Source organism: Ancylobacter oerskovii, from assembly GCF_018390555.1.
Taxonomy (GTDB): Bacteria; Pseudomonadota; Alphaproteobacteria; order Rhizobiales; family Xanthobacteraceae; genus Ancylobacter; species Ancylobacter oerskovii.
The window spans coordinates 205,662-222,140 of record NZ_JAHBGB010000037.1 but is presented as its reverse complement, the minus strand read 5'-3'; the positions used below and the strand labels follow the sequence as shown (position 1 = coordinate 222,140).

General features: G+C 67.8%; 15 protein-coding genes. 12 read left to right on the top strand and 3 right to left on the bottom strand.

Going from position 1 to position 16,479, the window contains the following annotated elements; all coding sequences use genetic code 11:
* Nucleotides 1–42 precede the first annotated feature (42 nt).
* Together KHC19_RS17585 and KHC19_RS17580 are read right to left on the bottom strand one after the other, a co-directional pair.
* Entirely contained in the window at nt 43–1,278 is a 1,236-nt protein-coding gene (locus KHC19_RS17585; RefSeq protein WP_213353799.1) for a molybdopterin-binding domain-containing protein, read from the bottom strand.
* An 8-nt stretch (nt 1,279–1,286) separates the two neighbouring features.
* Nucleotides 1,287–1,667: a 4a-hydroxytetrahydrobiopterin dehydratase gene (locus tag KHC19_RS17580; RefSeq protein ID WP_213353797.1), complete on the bottom strand. Its 381-nt coding sequence runs from the start codon at nt 1,665–1,667 to the stop codon at nt 1,287–1,289.
* Between the two features lie 814 nt (nt 1,668–2,481).
* Between KHC19_RS17580 and KHC19_RS17575 the strand changes: the two genes are divergently transcribed.
* From KHC19_RS17575 to KHC19_RS17565, 3 genes are all read left to right on the top strand, one after another.
* Entirely contained in the window at nt 2,482–3,378 is an 897-nt protein-coding gene (locus tag KHC19_RS17575) for an NAD(P)-dependent methylenetetrahydromethanopterin dehydrogenase (RefSeq protein ID WP_213353795.1), read from the top strand.
* An 82-nt stretch (nt 3,379–3,460) separates the two neighbouring features.
* Nucleotides 3,461–4,417: a methenyltetrahydromethanopterin cyclohydrolase gene (gene mch / locus KHC19_RS17570; RefSeq protein ID WP_213353793.1), complete on the top strand. Its 957-nt coding sequence runs from the start codon at nt 3,461–3,463 to the stop codon at nt 4,415–4,417.
* Nucleotides 4,414–5,349 (top strand): RimK family alpha-L-glutamate ligase, encoded by a 936-nt coding sequence (locus tag KHC19_RS17565; protein ID WP_246549069.1) that lies wholly within the window; start codon nt 4,414–4,416, stop codon nt 5,347–5,349. Before mch ends, KHC19_RS17565 begins: the two co-directional genes overlap by 4 nt.
* A gap of 54 nt (nt 5,350–5,403) precedes the next feature.
* Here KHC19_RS17565 and KHC19_RS17560 read toward each other — a convergent pair whose 3' ends face one another.
* Complete coding sequence (locus tag KHC19_RS17560) at nt 5,404–6,345, bottom strand: LysR family transcriptional regulator (protein ID WP_213353791.1); 942 nt, start codon at nt 6,343–6,345, stop codon at nt 5,404–5,406.
* Nucleotides 6,346–6,529: 184 nt separating this feature from the next.
* Between KHC19_RS17560 and KHC19_RS17555 the strand changes: the two genes are divergently transcribed.
* From KHC19_RS17555 to KHC19_RS17515, 9 genes are all read left to right on the top strand, one after another.
* Nucleotides 6,530–7,594 (top strand): class 1 fructose-bisphosphatase, encoded by a 1,065-nt coding sequence (locus KHC19_RS17555; RefSeq protein ID WP_213353789.1) that lies wholly within the window; start codon nt 6,530–6,532, stop codon nt 7,592–7,594.
* Nucleotides 7,595–7,604: 10 nt separating this feature from the next.
* Nucleotides 7,605–8,480, top strand: a complete 876-nt coding sequence (locus KHC19_RS17550; RefSeq protein WP_213353787.1) for a phosphoribulokinase — start codon at nt 7,605–7,607, stop codon at nt 8,478–8,480.
* A gap of 83 nt (nt 8,481–8,563) precedes the next feature.
* Complete coding sequence (gene tkt / locus KHC19_RS17545) at nt 8,564–10,519, top strand: transketolase (RefSeq protein WP_213354222.1); 1,956 nt, start codon at nt 8,564–8,566, stop codon at nt 10,517–10,519.
* An 11-nt stretch (nt 10,520–10,530) separates the two neighbouring features.
* Nucleotides 10,531–11,616 carry a class II fructose-bisphosphate aldolase gene (gene fba / locus KHC19_RS17540; protein WP_213353786.1) on the top strand — a complete coding sequence of 362 codons (1,086 nt, stop codon included), beginning with the start codon at nt 10,531–10,533 and terminating at the stop codon, nt 11,614–11,616.
* A 100-nt stretch (nt 11,617–11,716) separates the two neighbouring features.
* A complete protein-coding gene (locus KHC19_RS17535) occupies nt 11,717–13,186 on the top strand; it encodes a form I ribulose bisphosphate carboxylase large subunit (RefSeq protein ID WP_213353784.1) in 1,470 nt (489 codons plus the stop codon).
* 145 nt (nt 13,187–13,331) lie between these two features.
* Nucleotides 13,332–13,751 (top strand): ribulose bisphosphate carboxylase small subunit, encoded by a 420-nt coding sequence (locus KHC19_RS17530; RefSeq protein WP_213353782.1) that lies wholly within the window; start codon nt 13,332–13,334, stop codon nt 13,749–13,751.
* A 232-nt stretch (nt 13,752–13,983) separates the two neighbouring features.
* Nucleotides 13,984–14,904, top strand: coding sequence for a CbbX protein (gene cbbX / locus KHC19_RS17525; protein WP_213353780.1), 921 nt, complete (start codon nt 13,984–13,986; stop codon nt 14,902–14,904).
* A 96-nt stretch (nt 14,905–15,000) separates the two neighbouring features.
* The gene (gene rpe / locus KHC19_RS17520) at nt 15,001–15,681 is read left to right on the top strand and encodes a ribulose-phosphate 3-epimerase (RefSeq protein ID WP_213353778.1); all 681 of its coding nucleotides are present in this window, start codon (nt 15,001–15,003) and stop codon (nt 15,679–15,681) included.
* Between the two features lie 4 nt (nt 15,682–15,685).
* Entirely contained in the window at nt 15,686–16,402 is a 717-nt protein-coding gene (locus KHC19_RS17515; protein WP_213353776.1) for an HAD family hydrolase, read from the top strand.
* Nucleotides 16,403–16,479: the final 77 nt, after the last annotated feature.

The window sequence follows — 16,479 nt, the reverse complement described above, 5'->3', positions numbered from 1 at the left end:
GCGGAAAGCGGGGTTCTCGGTTGAACGGCCGGGTCCTGTCCCCTAGCGGACGGGCTCCAGCCGGCGCACAGCCTCGGCGACGCTGGGGAGCGTCGCGACGCGCAAGGCGCCGAGCGGCAGGCTTACAATTGCATCCATTCTGAACACGGTGCCGGCGTGGTCAACTCCCGGCGTGCCGACCGGGATGAAAACCTCGGGCGGCGTGGCGAACTGGGTATCGGGATGGCCGATGACGATCACCGGCCCGCCGAAGGCCGGCGGCGGCTCCGGCCGGAACGCCGAGACCCAGACCAGCAGATCGGCGTCCTTCAGCGCCGCCTCGGTCGCGTAGAGCGCGGAATCGTGCTCGGACGTTTCCCCGCGTATGGCCGTGCGCAGCGGATAGCCGAGGCGCCACAGCAGCAGCTGGTTGATGCCGATGATGTTGTCGCGCCCGCCCAGCGGAAACACGCCCGCCCGCGTCGTGATGTTGAGCGCGTCGACGAGCCGCGTCGCCCGCTCCGCGATCAGGTCGGCATCCTCGAGCGCCGCGGCGTTCCACACCGCCACCGCATAGGCGGCCGCCTTCAGCGCCGCCGCCGCCGCCTCCAGCGCGTCCGCTGCCGCCCCGCCGAAGGACGTCCCGCGTGGCGCGGGGCCGGCGACCATCTGCGTCAGGGCGGAAAGCGCCGCCGTGAGGTCCTCGGCGGCGATCTCCGTCACCCCGGCCGCGCCGAGCTGCCTCCGGGCCGCGGCCCCGAGCGTGCCGCCGAGCACGATGACCTGGCGCGACGCCGCGAAAAGCGGGTCGGTCGGCAGTGCCCGTTCGAAGAACCGCCCGAAGCTCGCCGACGGGTCCTCGCCGACGACCAGGAGCACGTCGCAATGATTGCGCACCTCCGCCAGCGTCGTCGCCAGCCAGCCGGTGCGCTGCGCCGCCGCATAGTTGGCAAACAACCCGTCGGAGACGGCATGGTCCAGCACCCCGCCATGGCGGGCGGCGAGGTCGAGAATCGCCCGCCCACCATCGACATCGGCCCCGAGCCCGGCGAAAACCGGCGCGCGTGCCGCCTCGAGCAATTTTCTGGCCCGACCATACACCGCATCGGACGCCGGCCCGGCCTCGGCCCCGGTATCCAGGCGCCGCAGAAGCCGGGCCGCCTCCGGGCATACCGAAGCCCGTGGACGCACCTCGCGGCCGGCCACCTCGACCTCCAGGTCGTCGCAGCCGAGCCCGCAGAAGCCGCAGACCACGTCTTTCACCACAAGCGGAGCACCCGCGCCGGTTTCACTGTTCATCGCCGTGCTCAATCATGCTTGATATAGGCAAAGCGAAGGTCGCCTTCGGGCGTCCCCGCCAGGGCGCTTCCCTCGACCGACGCCGGTCGCCAGGAAACGAACTCCTCAATCTTCTTCGCGAGTTGAAAGTCCCGCTCGGTCACGCCCTTGGCGTCGTGGCTCATCAGGCGCACCTCGACCCAGGCATAGGAGGCGGTGATGTCGGGGTGGTGCCAGGCCGCCTCGGCGAGATGGCCGACGGCATTGATCACCATCAGCGTACCCTTCCAGCTCGAGGTGCGATAGGTCCGCCGGATCCAGCCGTCTTCCAGCCGCCACTTGGGCAGCTCGGCCTTCAGGCGCGCCTCTATCTCATTGTCGGTGAATGTCTTTTTAGGATCGACCGCCATCGCGCCTCGTCCTCCCGGTCTTCCGGCCCGTTCTGTCGCGAACCGATTTTCCGATTCGGTACCATGACGGAGGCCGCTGCCGCAAATGCTTCGATCATCTTCGGCCCGCTTCCTCTTGTCGGCGAAAGCCGGCCGGTTTTACCATGACGGGCAGCAATCGGCCCGATAACAACGCAACGCTCACCTTCGCCGCCGCCCGGTGGGGCACCCGGCGCAAAGCGGCATGAGCAAACGCTCGCCTCTGCCCGTCGCCCGGAGCGCCGGACGCCGCGGCAAGGCCGGGCCGCCACCGCGACATGGCCGCCGGGCCGGATGTCCCGCCAGTGCGGAAGTCGGTCGAAAATGCCGCAGGTGGGTCGGCACCTACCCGCCTTCGTGTCGACCCCTGCTCGCAGGCGCCCGTCCGCCCGGTAAAAGCTGCGGCATTTCGGCAGGGCGCGCGGGAGAAATGCGGAGAATGCGCGGCGGGCTCTATGCAGGCAGGCCGGCTGGCCGCTATACGAATCCAGAGGTCGTCGGAACAGGGCGATGGCACGATGCCGGCTCGCCGGCATCGGCCGGAATTGCCGGTTCCCCGCCGCCTGCGCCGCCCACCGGCGCGCTGGCCACGACCGAAGAATGAAGAGCCGAGGGCGGCACCACGCCGTATCTCGTCTGGCCTTCGACAGCAGTTGCCAGCAATGGCGCGAGCGGATCGAACGGCCTGCCTGCCCCGGGCAGCGCAAGCGGCGGATTGGCGGAAAGCCCGCGTCGCTACCCTCTCTCCCGACCAGAGGCCGCAACGGCCCGATTCTACCCAGGAGAATGAAACGCCATGGCGGACATAGCGCCGATTCTTCACATCGTCTCGCCGCTCCGGCACGTCAGCCCCTTCGACGTGAACATGGCCGTCGATGCCGGCTATACGACCATCCTCCCCTATTCCAACGTGAAGCTGGAGGAGATGGTCGACCTGACGCAGGACATGATGTTCTCGCGTCCCCCGGATCACGCCTCGCGCACCGGCCTGTTCATCGGCGGCAAGGATGCCAGCCTCGCCCTCGATATGGCGAAGGAGGCCCGCTCGGCACTGTTCCCGCCCTTCCAGATCTCCGTCTTCGTGGATCCGGCGGGGTCCTTCACCACCGCGGCGGCGATGATCGCCGAGGTCGAGCGCAAGCTGCGCGGACGGCGGACGGGCGGCCTCAAGGGCGCGAAAGTGCAGGTCTATGGCGCCACCGGCGTCGTCGGCGGCATCGCGGCGGTGATCGCCGCCCAGGCCGGCGCCGACGTGACCCTCGTCAGCCATCGCGACATCGACACGGTGCGGCTGAAGGCGGCCGACTTCAAGGTCCGCTTCGGCGTCGATCTCCTCAGTGCCGTCGCGCGGGACGATGCCGAGAAGCTGAAGCTGATGCCCGAGGCGGAGGTGGTGCTGGCCTGCGGCAAGGCGGGCGTGCAGATCCTGACCGCCGATCACCTCGCGGAGGCGCACGGGCTGCTGGTGGCCGCCGACGTCAACGCGGTGCCGCCGTCGGGCATCGCCGGCATCGACGCGCTGGACGACGGCAAGCCGATCGGCGGCGGCGCGCTCGGCATCGGCGCCCTGGCCATCGGCCACCTCAAATACAAGGTGCAGCACGAGCTTCTGAAGCGGATGCGTGCGACCGACACCGCGCTGATCATCGGGTTCGAGGACGCCTTCGAGCTCGCCCGGTCGCTGTCGGCCTAGGGATCGGACATTGCCGCCCGCGCGGCCATCGCGGCGGGCATATGAACAGGCGAGCCGGAAATCGCCGGAGAGGGAGGGAAACATGAGCGAGCGCCGCCCGAGTGTAGCTGCGCTGTCCGCGCCCCTGGTCGAGGCATTGATTGCCGATGCGCAGGTGCTGAGGCTCGACGTGAGCCGCAGCCCCTGCGGCGCCCGCATCGTCGATGGCGGCATCGGCGTGCGCGGCGGCATCGAGGCCGGCCGGCGGATCGCCGAGATCTGCCTCGGCGGCCTCGGCCATGTCGGCATCGGCACCAGCGGGCGGTTTCCGCGCTGGGGCACCATGATCACCGTGACGACAGCCGATCCCGTCATCGCCTGCCTCGGCAGCCAATATGCCGGCTGGAGCCTGTCGGAAGGCGATTTCTTCGCCCTCGGCTCCGGCCCCGGTCGCGCGCTGTGGGCGAAGGAGAAGCTCTATGAGGAGCTCGGCTACCGCGACAGCGCCGATCACGCCGCCTTGGTGCTGGAGGTGGACCGTACCCCGCCGGACAGCCTGGTCGCCCGCATCGCGCAGGAATGCGGCGTTGCCCCCGAACGGCTCACGCTGATCCTGACGCCGACGTCCAGCCTCGCCGGCACGGTGCAGATCGTCGCGCGGGTGCTGGAGGTCGCGCTGCACAAGACCCATGCGCTGCATTTTCCGCTGGAGCGCGTGGTGGATGGCATCGGCTCCTCGCCGCTGCCGCCGCCGGCGCCGGACTTCGTCGGCGCCATGGGCCGCACCAACGACGCCACGCTCTATGGTGGCGACGTGCAGCTCTTCGTGACGGGCCCCGAGGAGGAAGCCCGGAACCTCGCCGAGGGACTGCCCTCCTCTTCCTCGCGCGACCACGGCCGTACCTTCGCGGAGATCTTCACCGCCTATAAGGGCGATTTCTACGCCATGGATCCGATGCTGTTCTCCCCGGCCCGCGTCACCGTCACCGCGCTGGAAACCGGACGCAGCTTCACCTTCGGGGCCTTCCACGACGAGATACTGGAACGGTCCTTCGCATGAGGATGGTTGGCGGGACGCCGACGCGCGATCCGGTACGCGACCTTGTCGTCATCTTCACCGAGGATGCCGACTGGCACACCCGCACCCTGTGCCGCGCCATCGAGCGGCAAGGCCTGCGGGTGCTCGTGCTCTCCCTCAATGATTGCGGCTTCGCCATCGGCGAGACCCCGCACGGGCTGCTATTGCCCGGCCTCGACGGCCAGCTGCCGGCCGCCGCCTTCGTCCGGGTGATCGCCAAGGGCACCACCGAGCAGATCACCATGCGGCTCGGTGTGTTGCATGCGCTGCGGGAGCTCGGGGTGAAGGTGATGAACGACGCCCGCGCCATCGAGCGCTGCGTCGACAAGAGCATGACCAGCTTCCTGATCGCCCAAGCGGGGCTGCCGACCCCGCGCACCTTCGTGCGGGAGGACCCGGCGGCGATGCAGGCGCTGATCGATTCGGCGCCGGGAGATTCGGTGCTGAAACCGCTTTTCGGCGCGCAGGGCAAGGGCTTGCGCCGGATCGCGGCCCGCGAGCCCCTTCCCGAGGCCACCAAGGTGGGCGGTGTCTACTACCTGCAGGAATTCGTCGAGGGACGCCGCCGGGACGGGCTGTTTCAGGATTGGCGCGTCTTCGTCGTCGGCGGGCGTGCGGTGGCGGCGATGATGCGGCGGTCGGAGCGCTGGATCACCAATATTCACCAGGGCGCCGCCGGCGAACCCGCCCCGCTGGACGGCGCGGCAGCCGAGCTGGCCATCGCCGCGACGGCCGCGGTGGGCGCCGATTACGCGGGGGTCGACCTGATCGAGGAGGCCGGCGGCGGCTTCACGATCCTGGAGGTCAATTCCATGCCGGCCTGGAAGGGCCTGCAGAAGACGACGGAGACCGATGTCGCCGCCGCCATGGCGCATCATCTCGTGAGCTGCCTGCAACCCGCCGCCGTCGGCTGACGCTCCGCGTCCCTCGCCCGGAAAGACCCTTCGCGGAAGCGCGGCCCCGCCGCCCTAGCCGGCGACGGGGATTCGCGCCGCGGTGGGCGCGATAGGGCGCGGCAGGAATTCGGAGCCGCGATTGGCGAGGAAGTCGTTCAGCGCGGCCGCCGGCGGTGTCAGCCGCTTCGCCGAGCGCTTCACCACGAACCACTGCCGCACCACCGGCATGCCCTCGACGTCGAGCACGGCGAGCCGGCCGTCCGCCACCTCCGCCGCGATGGTGTGGGCGGAGATGAAGGACAGGCCGAGCCCCGCCATCACCGCCTGCTTGATGGTCTCGTTCGAGCCGATCTCCATGCCGATCTTCGGCTCCACCCCGGCATCCTGGAAGAATCGCTCCATCAGCGTGCGCGTGCCCGACCCCGGCTCGCGTACGAGGAAGGTCGATCCGCCGAGCAGGCCCGGGGCGATTCGCCGCCCCAGCAGCGGATGGTCGATAGGCGCGATCATGACGTGCGGATGAGGGCCGAGCAGGGTCTTGTCCACCTCGATGTCGAGCGGCGGCCGCCCCATGATGGCGACGTCGATCACGTCGCCCCTCAGCGCCGCGATGATTTCCTCCCGGTTGCCGACCACCAGCGCCACGTCGATGCCGGGATGGGAGCGGGCGAAGACGCCCAGCGCGTTGGGCGCGAAATATTTGGCCGTCGAGACGATGCCGACGCAGACCCGCCCGGCATCCAGCCCCTTCATCGCATCGAGAGAGGCGCCGCAATCGGCGAGAGCCCGCTCGATGCGAGCCGTGGCCGCGAGCACCTCGCGGCCGGCATCGCTCGGCTGAAAACGCTCGCCGGCGCGATCGAGCAGCGGCAGGCCGAGCAATTCCTCGAGCAGCTGGACCTGCATGGTGACCGCCGGCGGGGTGACGTTCAGCTGCCGCGCCGCGGCCGTCACAGTACCGGTATCGATCACCGCGGCCAGGGCGCGCAACTGCTTCAGCGTGACATTCCGCATGATGTATTCCAGCATTCAGAAGTACTAAAAACCTAGAAAAGAATATTCGAATTTCCTTACGCTGGAAAGTGAGGCAAGGTGACCTCAATAAAGGCGTCCGCCGCTTCGGGTCCCCCACTCGAAGGCCATACGGAAACGAAACGCCAAAAGGTCCGAAGACCCAATCGAACACCGGGGAAACGCCGTGACACACGAGACATTGCAGGACCACCTCGAGAGGTGGGCCGAGACCGATTCCCTGCGTCAGGGAGTCGCCGAGACCGTGCTTGCCCTGGCAAGCGCCGGCATCGCCATATCCGAGCTTATCGCCGCCGGCCCGCTCGCCGGCGCCATGGCCGCGGTGCGCGGCTATCACGAGGACGGCGACAGCCAGAAGGAGCTCGACGTCCTCGCCGACCAGCTGGTGATGAAGGCCCTGCGCACGGCGCCGGTCGCCGTGCTGGGCTCGGAAGAGCTACCCGAGCCGGTCGCCCTCGATCCGCGCGGCACGCTGGCGGTCGCGGTCGATCCGCTGGACGGATCGTCCAACATCGACATCAACATCTCGGTCGGCACGATCTTCTCGATCCTGCCCTTTACCGGCCCCAACGCGCTGCTGCAGCCGGGCTCGCGCCAGCTCGCCGCCGGCTTCCTGGTCTACGGCCCGCAGGTCGCGCTCGTGCTCACGCTCGGTGCCGGCACGCACATCTTCATTCTCGATCCGGCCTCGATGCACTTCGTCAAGATGCAGGACCCGGTCCTGCGGAACCCGGTTTTCCTGAAGGTCCGCGACAGCGTCATCATCCCGCCGGAGACGACGGAATACGCCATCAACGGCTCCAATGCCCGCCACTGGGACAACGCGATCCGCTATTATGTCGAGGATTGCCAGGCCGGTGCCGACGGCCCGCGCGGCAAGGACTTCAACACGCGCTGGACGGCCTCGATGGTGGCGGAGGCCTTCCGCATCCTCACCCGCGGCGGCGTCTATCTCTATCCCGGCGACGCCCGCAAGGGCTACGCGAACGGCCGCCTGCGGCTGGTCTACGAGGCCAACCCCATCGCCTTCCTGATGGAGCAGGCGCGCGGCAGCGCCACCGACGGGCGCCGACGCATCCTCGACATCATCCCTTCCGAACTCCACCAGCGCATCCCGCTGGTGTTCGGCTCGCGGGCGGAAGTCGATCGGATCGGCCGCTATCACAGCGATCCCAGCCAGCTTCCCGAACGCTCGCCGCTCTTCGGACGGCGCGGCCTGCTGCGGGCGTAAGGAGGACGGCATGTCGATCCATCATCCCATCATCTCCGTCACCGGCTCCTCCGGCGCCGGCACGACCTCGGTGCGGCGCATCTTCGAACAGATCTTCCGGCGCGAGGAAGTCGTCGCCGCCTATATCGAGGGCGATGCCTTCCACCGCTACGACCGCGCCGAGATGAAGCGCGTCATGGCCGAGGAGTCTGGCCGCGGAAACAATCACTACAGCCACTTCGGACCGGATTCGAACCTGTTCGAGGAGCTGGAGGAGACCTTTCGCTCCTACGCCCAGACCGGCACCGGCAAGACCCGCCACTATGTGCACGACGCCAAGGAGGCCGAGGAATTCGGCGGCCCGCCGGGCACCTTCACCGCCTGGGAAGACATTCCCACGCCGACCGACCTTCTCTTCTACGAAGGCCTGCACGGCGCCGTGGTGAGCGGCAATATCGATGTCGCCCGCTATGCCGATCTGAAGATCGGCGTGGTGCCGGTCATCAATCTCGAATGGATCCAGAAGATCCATCGCGACCGCTCGCATCGCGGCTATTCCACCGAGGCGGTGACCGACACCATCCTGCGCCGCATGCCGGACTACGTGAACTATATCTGCCCGCAGTTCACCTATACCGACATCAACTTCCAGCGCGTGCCGACGGTCGACACCTCGAACCCGTTCATCGCCCGCTGGATTCCCACGGCCGACGAATCGATCGTGGTGATCCGCTTCAAGAGCCCGCGCGGCATCGACTTCCCCTACCTGCTCTCGATGATCCAGGGCAGCTGGATGAGCCGCGCCAACTCCATCGTGATCCCGGGCGGCAAGCTCGACATCGCGATGCAGCTGATCCTCACCCCGATGATCCTCAACCTCGTCGACAAGAAGCGGCGTGCCGCGTGACCCCGGAGGACACCATGCTGACCAAGACCACCGTTCCGGTCCTGTGCCCGCAGGAAGGGGCAACCGAAATCCCCTATGCCGACATGGCCAACGCGCTGCGCGCGCTCACCATGGACGCGGTCGAGAAGGCGAAGTCCGGTCATCCCGGCATGCCCATGGGCATGGCCGACGCGGCGACCGTGCTGTTCACCCGCTTCATGAAGATCGATCCGACCCGCCCGCACTGGCCGGACCGCGACCGCTTCGTGCTCTCCGCCGGCCATGGCTCGATGCTGCTCTACTCGATCAACCACCTGCTCGGCTATGCCGACATGGACATCGAGCAGATCAAGCGGTTCCGCCAGCTGGGCTCGAGCACGGCCGGCCATCCCGAATACGGCCACACGCTCGGCGTCGAGACCACGACCGGCCCGCTCGGCCAGGGGCTGACCACCGCGGTCGGCATGGCGCTCGCCGAGCGCATGATGAATGCCCGCTTCGGTGACGAGCTGGTCGACCACTACACCTATGTCATTGCCGGCGACGGCTGCCTGATGGAAGGCATCTCCCATGAGGCGATCGACCTCGCCGGGCATCTCAAGCTCGGCAAACTGATCCTGCTGTGGGACGACAACGGCATCTCGATCGACGGCTCGACCTCGCTGTCGACCTCCACCGACCAGCTGGCGCGCTTCGAAGCCGCGGGATGGGACGTGTTCCGGGTCGACGGCCATTCGCACCACGCGCTGATCGACGCCATCGCCAAGGCGCGCAACTCGAAGCGCCCCTCGCTGATCGCCTGCCGCACCACCATCGGCTATGGCGCGCCCAACAAGGCCGGCACCGAGGCGGTGCACGGCGCCCCGCTCGGCGCGGCCGAGATCGAAGGTGCCCGCGACCGGCTCGGCTGGTCGTCGGCTCCCTTCGAGATCCCGGCCGGCATCCGCTCGGCCTGGGAACAGATCGCCGATCGCGGCCGCGAGGCGCGCGCGGCCTGGGAAGACCGCCTGCAGGCTTCCGACAAGCGCCAGGCCTTCGAGGCGGCCATCGCCGGCAAGCTGCCGGCCGATTTCGACGAGAAGCTGCTCGCCTACAAGCGCAGCCTTTCCGAAAGCGCCCCGAATGTCGCGAGCCGCAAGGCATCCGAAATGGCGCTGGCGGTGATCAACGAGGCCACCGATCTGACGGTGGGCGGCTCTGCCGACCTCACCCACTCCAACCTCACCCTCACCAAGGGCCTCGCCTCGGTCGCCCCCTGCAAATATGCCGGCCGCTACATTCATTACGGCATCCGCGAGCACGCGATGAGCGCGGTGATGAACGGCATCGCCTTGCACAAGGGGTTCATTCCCTATGGCGGCACCTTCCTGGTGTTTTCGGATTACGCCCGCGGCGGCATCCGCCTCTCCGCCCTGATGGGCCAGCGCGTCGTCTATGTGCTGACGCACGACTCCATCGGCCTCGGCGAAGACGGTCCGACGCACCAGCCGATCGAGCATCTCGCCATGCTGCGGGCGACGCCCAACCTGCAGGTGTTCCGACCGGCCGATGCAGTGGAAACCCTGGAAGCCTGGCAGATCGCCCTCGCCTCGGAAGGCACCCCCACGGTGCTCGCCCTGTCGCGGCAGAACCTGCCGACCTTCCGCACCGAGCACACCGCCGACAATCTGAGCGCACGCGGCGCCTATGTGGTGCGCAAGCCGCAGAAGTGGCGCGACGTCACGCTGCTGGCGACGGGCTCGGAACTCGACATCGCCTTCAAGGCCGCCGAACTGCTCGCGGCCAAGGGCGTCGACGCCGCCATCGTGTCGATGCCCTGCTGGGAGCTGTTCGAGAAGCAGAGCGAGGACTACCGCCGCCAGGTGCTCGGCACGGCGCCGCGCGTGGCCATCGAGGCCGCCGCCCGGCTCGGCTGGGACCGTTGGATCGGCGACCGTGGCCGCTTCGTCGGCATGGAGGGCTTTGGCGCCTCCGCCCCCGCGCCGGCCCTGTACGAACATTTCGGCATCACGCCGGAGGGGGTGGTCGCCGCCGCCTGCGACCTCCTGACCTGCGCCTGAGGAGACGGAAAATGGCCCGTATCACCCTTCGCCAGCTTCTCGACCACGCGGCCGAAAACGGCTACGGCGTGCCCGCCTTCAACATCAATAACATGGAGCAGGGCATCGCCATCATGGAGGCGGCCCAGGCCGTCGACGCTCCCGTCATCATGCAGGCGAGCCGCGGTGCCCGCTCCTATGCCGGCGACATCATGCTCTCGCGGATGATCGACGCACTGGTCGAGATGTACCCCTCCATCCCGATCTGCATGCATCAGGATCACGGGAACAACGAGGCGACCTGCCTGTCCGCCATCCAGCACGGCTTCACCTCGGTGATGATGGACGGCTCGCTCAAGGAAGACGCCAAGACGCCGGCGGACTACGACTACAACGTCGCCATTACCCGCCGCGTCGTCGATGCCGCGCATTGGGTCGGCGCCTCGGTGGAAGGCGAGCTCGGCGTGCTCGGCTCGCTGGAGCACGGCGCCGGCGAGCAGGAGGACGGCCACGGCGCGGAAGGCGCGCTGTCGCACGACCAGCTGCTGACCGACCCGGACCAGGCGGTGGATTTCGTCGCCCGCACCAAGGTCGACGCGCTCGCCATCGCCATGGGCACCTCGCACGGCGCCTACAAATTCTCGCGCAAGCCGGACGGCGACATCCTCGCCATGAACGTGATCGAGGAGATCCATCGTCGCCTGCCGAGCGTGCATCTGGTGATGCACGGCTCCTCCTCGGTGCCGCAGGCGCTGCAGGACCTGTTCAACGCCTCCGGCGGCGAGATGCCCCAGACCTGGGGCGTGCCGGTGGAAGAGATCGTGCGCGGCATTCGCCACGGCGTGCGCAAGGTGAACATCGATACCGACTGCCGCCTCGCCATGACCGCGCAGTTCCGCAAGGTGGCGCAGGCCAGCAAGTCGGAATTCGACCCGCGCAAATTCCTGAAGCCGGCGATGGACGCGATGCGCGACCTGTGCCGGGAACGTTTCGAGCAGTTCGGCACCGCCGGAAATGCCTCGAAAATCAAGGTCCTGCCGCTCGCGGCAATGGCCAAGCGCTATGCCTCGGGCGCGCTCGATCCGGTGATCGGTGGCGCCAAGGTAGCGGCGGAGTGAACCATCCCCTCCGCTGAGGGGTCCCGACGACGAATCAATGACGAAGACCCCAGGCGCCAGCACCGCTGCGCGTCGACGGGAGAGCCATGGGAGTAGCCCGATGACCACGCTCGAAACCACCAAGCCCACCGAGAAGAAGCGCGACCGCTACAGCGCCGGCGTCATGGAATACCGTAAGATGGGCTACTGGGAGCCCGATTACGAGCCGAAGGACACCGACGTCATCGCCCTGTTCCGCGTCACCCCGCAGGACGGCGTCGATCCGATCGAGGCCTCGGCGGCGGTCGCCGGCGAAAGCTCCACCGCCACGTGGACGGTGGTGTGGACCGACCGTCTTACCGCTCACGACAAGTACCGCGCCAAGTGCTACCGCGTCGATCCGGTGCCGAACACGCCCGGCTCCTACTTCGCCTACATCGCCTACGACCTCGATCTGTTCGAGAACGGCTCGATCGCCAACCTTTCGGCCTCGATCATCGGCAACGTGTTCGGCTTCAAGCCGCTCAAGGCGCTGCGCCTCGAGGACATGCGCCTGCCGGTGGCCTATGTGAAGACCTTCGACGGCCCGGCGACCGGCATCGTCGTGGAGCGCGAGCGCCTCGACAAGTTCGGCCGCCCGCTGCTGGGCGCCACGGTGAAGCCGAAGCTCGGCCTGTCCGGCCGCAACTATGGCCGCGTGGTCTATGAGGCGCTCAAGGGCGGCCTCGACTTCACCAAGGACGACGAGAACATCAACTCGCAGCCCTTCATGCACTGGCGCGACCGTTTCCTCTACTGCATGGAGGCGGTGAACAAGGCGCAGGCCTCGACCGGCGAGATCAAGGGCACCTATCTCAACGTCACCGCCGGCACCATGGAGGAGATGTACGAGCGCGCCGAATTCGCCAAGCAGCTCGGCTCGACCATCGTGATGATCGACCTGATCATCGGCTACACCGCGATCCAGTCCATGGCGAAGTGGGCGCGGCGCAACGACATGATCCTGCACCTTCACCGCGCCGGCCACTCGACCTATACGCGGCAGAAGAGCCACGGCGTGTCGTTCCGCGTCATCACCAAGTGGATGCGCCTCGCCGGCGTCGACCATATCCATGCCGGCACCGTGGTGGGCAAGCTGGAAGGCGACCCCCACACCACCAAGGGCTACTACGACCTCTGCCGTGAGGATTTCGTGCCGCAGAACCTCGCGCACGGCATCTTCTTCGACCAGGACTGGGCCTCGACCCGCAAGCTGATGCCGGTGGCTTCCGGCGGCATCCATGCCGGCCAGATGCACCAGCTGATCGACCTGCTCGGCGAGGACGTGGTGCTGCAGTTCGGCGGCGGCACCATCGGTCACCCGATGGGTATCCAGGCCGGCGCCATCGCCAACCGCGTTGCGCTGGAAGCGATGATCCTCGCCCGTAACGAGGGCCGGGACATCGTGAACGAAGGGCCGGAGATCCTGAAGGCCGCCTCCAAGCACTGCCTGCCGCTCAAGCAGGCGCTGGATACCTGGAAGGACGTCACCTTCAACTACTCCTCGACCGACACCCCCGACTTCGTCCCGCAGGTCACCGCGGCCGAGTGAATCCAGTCCGGCATTCCTCGCCGTCATGGCCGGGCCAGGCCCGGCCATCCACGCCCTCCCGCCTGGGGAGGCCGAAGACGTGGATCCCCGGAACAAGTCCGGGGACGACAACCACAATGGCTGTTACGGCCTTTAGGAGACCACCATGCGACTGACCCAGGGAGCCTTCTCCTTCCTGCCCGATCTGACCGACGAGCAGATCGCCAAGCAGATCCAGTACTGCATCGACAAGGGCTGGGCGGTGAACATCGAGTTCACCGACGATCCCCACCCCCGCAACACCTATTGGGAGATGTGGGGCATGCCGATGTTCGACGTGAAGGACGCCGCCGGCATCCTTTTCGAGCTGAACGAGTGCCGCAAGGCGCATGCCGGACACAACTACATCCGCGTCAGCGCCTTCGACTCGACCCATACGTGGGAATCGCTGCGCCTGTCCTTCATCACCGACCGCCCGGCGGAGGAGCCCGGCTTCTCCCTGGAGCGGCAGGAAGTGGACGGCCGCGCCATCCGCTACACCACCCGTTCCTATGCCGCCCAGCGCCCCGAGGGCGCCCGCTACTGAAGACAACCGTGCAGGTTCGTCTTCATGACCAACTGGTTCGCTGATCGATCCGTTCCTCCCACGGCAGCGAACCGACCGGTCCGGGATCCCGCGCTCCCGGACCGGTCTCTTTCTTCGATCATCCGCCGGCTGCCACCTGCGCGCGGCGGCGGGCGGGATGGCCCTTGCCGGCCGGCAGGTTCCTGCATGGCCGGGACAAGGCGGAATGGAGACAAGCGCCATGGATGCTGTGATGGACGACGTTAAGACGACCGGTTCCGGCGAGGCCGTGGATCTTGCTGCGGAGTTCGATGAATCCGGCCTCGCGGAGGTGTTCGACGAGCTCGACCGCGACCTTGTCGGCCTCGCGCCGGTGAAGCAGCGCCTGCGCGAGATCGCCGCGCTGCTGCTGGTGGACCGCGCCCGCGCCCGCTTCGGGCTGAACGCGGTGAGCCCGACCCTGCATATGAGCTTCACCGGCAATCCCGGCACCGGCAAGACCACCGTGGCGCTGCGCATGGCGGAGATCCTCCACCGGCTCGGCTATGTCCGCAAAGGCCATCTCGTCACCGTCACCCGCGACGATCTGGTCGGACAGTACATCGGCCACACCGCGCCGAAGACCAAGGAGATCCTCAAGCGGGCCATGGGCGGCGTGCTGTTCATCGACGAGGCCTATTATCTCTATCGTCCCGAGAACGAGCGCGACTACGGCCAGGAAGCCATCGAGATCCTGCTGCAGGTGATGGAGAACCAACGCGACGACCTCGTCGTGATCCTCGCCGGCTATGCCGACCGCATGGAGCGCTTCTTCATGGCCAATCCGGGCTTCCGCTCCCGCGTCGCCCACCACATCGACTTCCCCGACTATTCGCAGGGCGAGTTGTTCGCCATCGGCGAGCGCATCCTGGCGGGCATGAACTACAAGCTCGCCCCCGATGCCGGCGAGGCCTTCACGCGCTATATCGAGCTCCGGGCCGTGCAGCCGCACTTCGCCAATGGCCGCTCGGTGCGCAACGCGCTCGACCGCGCCCGGCTGCGCCAGGCCAACCGCCTGTTCGCCGCCGGCAAGCCGGTCACCGCCGAGGATCTCGTGACGATCGAGGCCGGCGACATTCTGGCGAGCCGTGTCTTCGCCGGCGGCATCGACAGCTATCCGCCGCTGAAGGCCTGAGTGCCGGCCAACGAGCCTTCGCACGCGACCGGCATTCCCCAAGACGTGGATCCCCGGCCGAGCCCGGGGACGACGGTCCTCATCAGGAGAATGGACATGACCTCCCCGCTGATCGCCCCCTCGATGCTCGCCAGCGACTTCGCCCGGCTTGGCGAGGAAGTGCGCGACGTCGTCTCGGCCGGCGCCGACTGGATCCATCTCGACGTGATGGACGGCCATTTCGTGCCGAACATCACCTTCGGGCCGGATGTCATCAAGGCGATGCGACCGCACACCGACAAGGTCTTCGACGTGCACCTGATGATCTCGCCGGTGGAGCCCTATCTCGAAGCCTTCGCCAAGGCCGGTGCCGACATCATCACCGTCCAGGCCGAGGCGACCGACCATCTCGACCGCTGCCTGCAGGTGATCCGCTCTCTCGGCAAGAAGGCCGGCGTCGCCCTCAACCCGGCGACCCCCGAAAGCGTGGTGGCGTATGTTCTCGACAAGGTCGACCTGATCCTCGCCATGACGGTGAATCCCGGCTTCGGCGGCCAGGCCTTCATCCCCGACGTGCTGCCCAAGGTGGAGCGGCTGCGCGCGATGATCGGCAACCGTCCGATCCATCTGGAGATCGACGGCGGCGTCAATCCCGAGACCGGCGCCCGCTGCGTCGCCGCCGGCGCCGACGTGCTGGTGGCAGGTTCCGCGGTATTCAAGGGCGGCATCGAGGGCTACCGCACCAACATTGCCGCCATCCGTTCGGCCGGCGAACAGGCCCGCGCGAAGGCGGCGTGACGCGATGCGCGCCGAGGCGATCATCTTCGATGTCGACGGGACGCTGGCCGAAACGGAGGAGATCCATCGGCTGGCCTTCAACGAGACCTTCGTTCGCTTCGGCCTCGACTGGTACTGGAACCGGCCGCTCTACCGCCAGTTGCTCGACGTGACCGGCGGCAAGGAACGCATCCGCGCCTTCGTCGCCGGCCATCAACCACCCGATGGCGCGCAGGCTCTCGAGCGCGTGGCGGAGATGCATGCCGCCAAGACGGAAATCTACACGGAGCTCATCGCCGAAGGCGCCGCCCGCCTGCGGCCCGGCGTGCTGCGGCTCATCTCGGAAGCGCGCGACAAGGGCGTGCGCCTCGCCATCGCCACCACGACCAGCCTGCCCAATGTCGAAGCATTGCTCCAGGCGGCCTTCGGCGCGCCGGCATCGAGCATCTTCGAGGTGATCGGCGCCGGCGACATCGTGGCGGCGAAGAAGCCGGCACCGGACATCTACCGGCATGTGCTGGACGAGCTGCGCATGCCGACCTTCGCCTGCCTCGCCATTGAGGATTCCCGCAACGGGCTCGATTCCGCCCGCGCCGCCGGCCTGCCGACGCTGGTCACTCCCAGCGTCTATACCAGCCACCAGAAATTTCCGGGCGCGCTGGCCGTGGTACCCGATCTCGACACCCCGCCGGTGTCGCTGGAAACCATCGCCAGATGGCGCGCCGCCGACGCCGGCTGGTAGGCGCCGGGACACCTTCGGCCTCCCCTGCCGGCCTCCCCTGCCGACAAGCCCGTGCGGGCGCGTGCGGCGCCGGCGCT

Coding starts and splice junctions, on each gene's coding strand:
- KHC19_RS17585 (WP_213353799.1), bottom strand. CDS start 1,278: ATGAACAGTGAAACCGGCGCGGGTGCTCCGCTTGTGGTGAAAGACGTG.
- KHC19_RS17580 (WP_213353797.1), bottom strand. CDS start 1,667: ATGGCGGTCGATCCTAAAAAGACATTCACCGACAATGAGATAGAGGCG.
- KHC19_RS17575 (WP_213353795.1), top strand. CDS start 2,482: ATGGCGGACATAGCGCCGATTCTTCACATCGTCTCGCCGCTCCGGCAC.
- mch (WP_213353793.1), top strand. CDS start 3,461: ATGAGCGAGCGCCGCCCGAGTGTAGCTGCGCTGTCCGCGCCCCTGGTC.
- KHC19_RS17565 (WP_246549069.1), top strand. CDS start 4,414: ATGAGGATGGTTGGCGGGACGCCGACGCGCGATCCGGTACGCGACCTT.
- KHC19_RS17560 (WP_213353791.1), bottom strand. CDS start 6,345: ATGCGGAATGTCACGCTGAAGCAGTTGCGCGCCCTGGCCGCGGTGATC.
- KHC19_RS17550 (WP_213353787.1), top strand. CDS start 7,605: ATGTCGATCCATCATCCCATCATCTCCGTCACCGGCTCCTCCGGCGCC.
- tkt (WP_213354222.1), top strand. CDS start 8,564: ATGGCCAACGCGCTGCGCGCGCTCACCATGGACGCGGTCGAGAAGGCG.
- fba (WP_213353786.1), top strand. CDS start 10,531: ATGGCCCGTATCACCCTTCGCCAGCTTCTCGACCACGCGGCCGAAAAC.
- KHC19_RS17535 (WP_213353784.1), top strand. CDS start 11,717: ATGACCACGCTCGAAACCACCAAGCCCACCGAGAAGAAGCGCGACCGC.
- KHC19_RS17530 (WP_213353782.1), top strand. CDS start 13,332: ATGCGACTGACCCAGGGAGCCTTCTCCTTCCTGCCCGATCTGACCGAC.
- cbbX (WP_213353780.1), top strand. CDS start 13,984: ATGGACGACGTTAAGACGACCGGTTCCGGCGAGGCCGTGGATCTTGCT.
- rpe (WP_213353778.1), top strand. CDS start 15,001: ATGACCTCCCCGCTGATCGCCCCCTCGATGCTCGCCAGCGACTTCGCC.
- KHC19_RS17515 (WP_213353776.1), top strand. CDS start 15,686: ATGCGCGCCGAGGCGATCATCTTCGATGTCGACGGGACGCTGGCCGAA.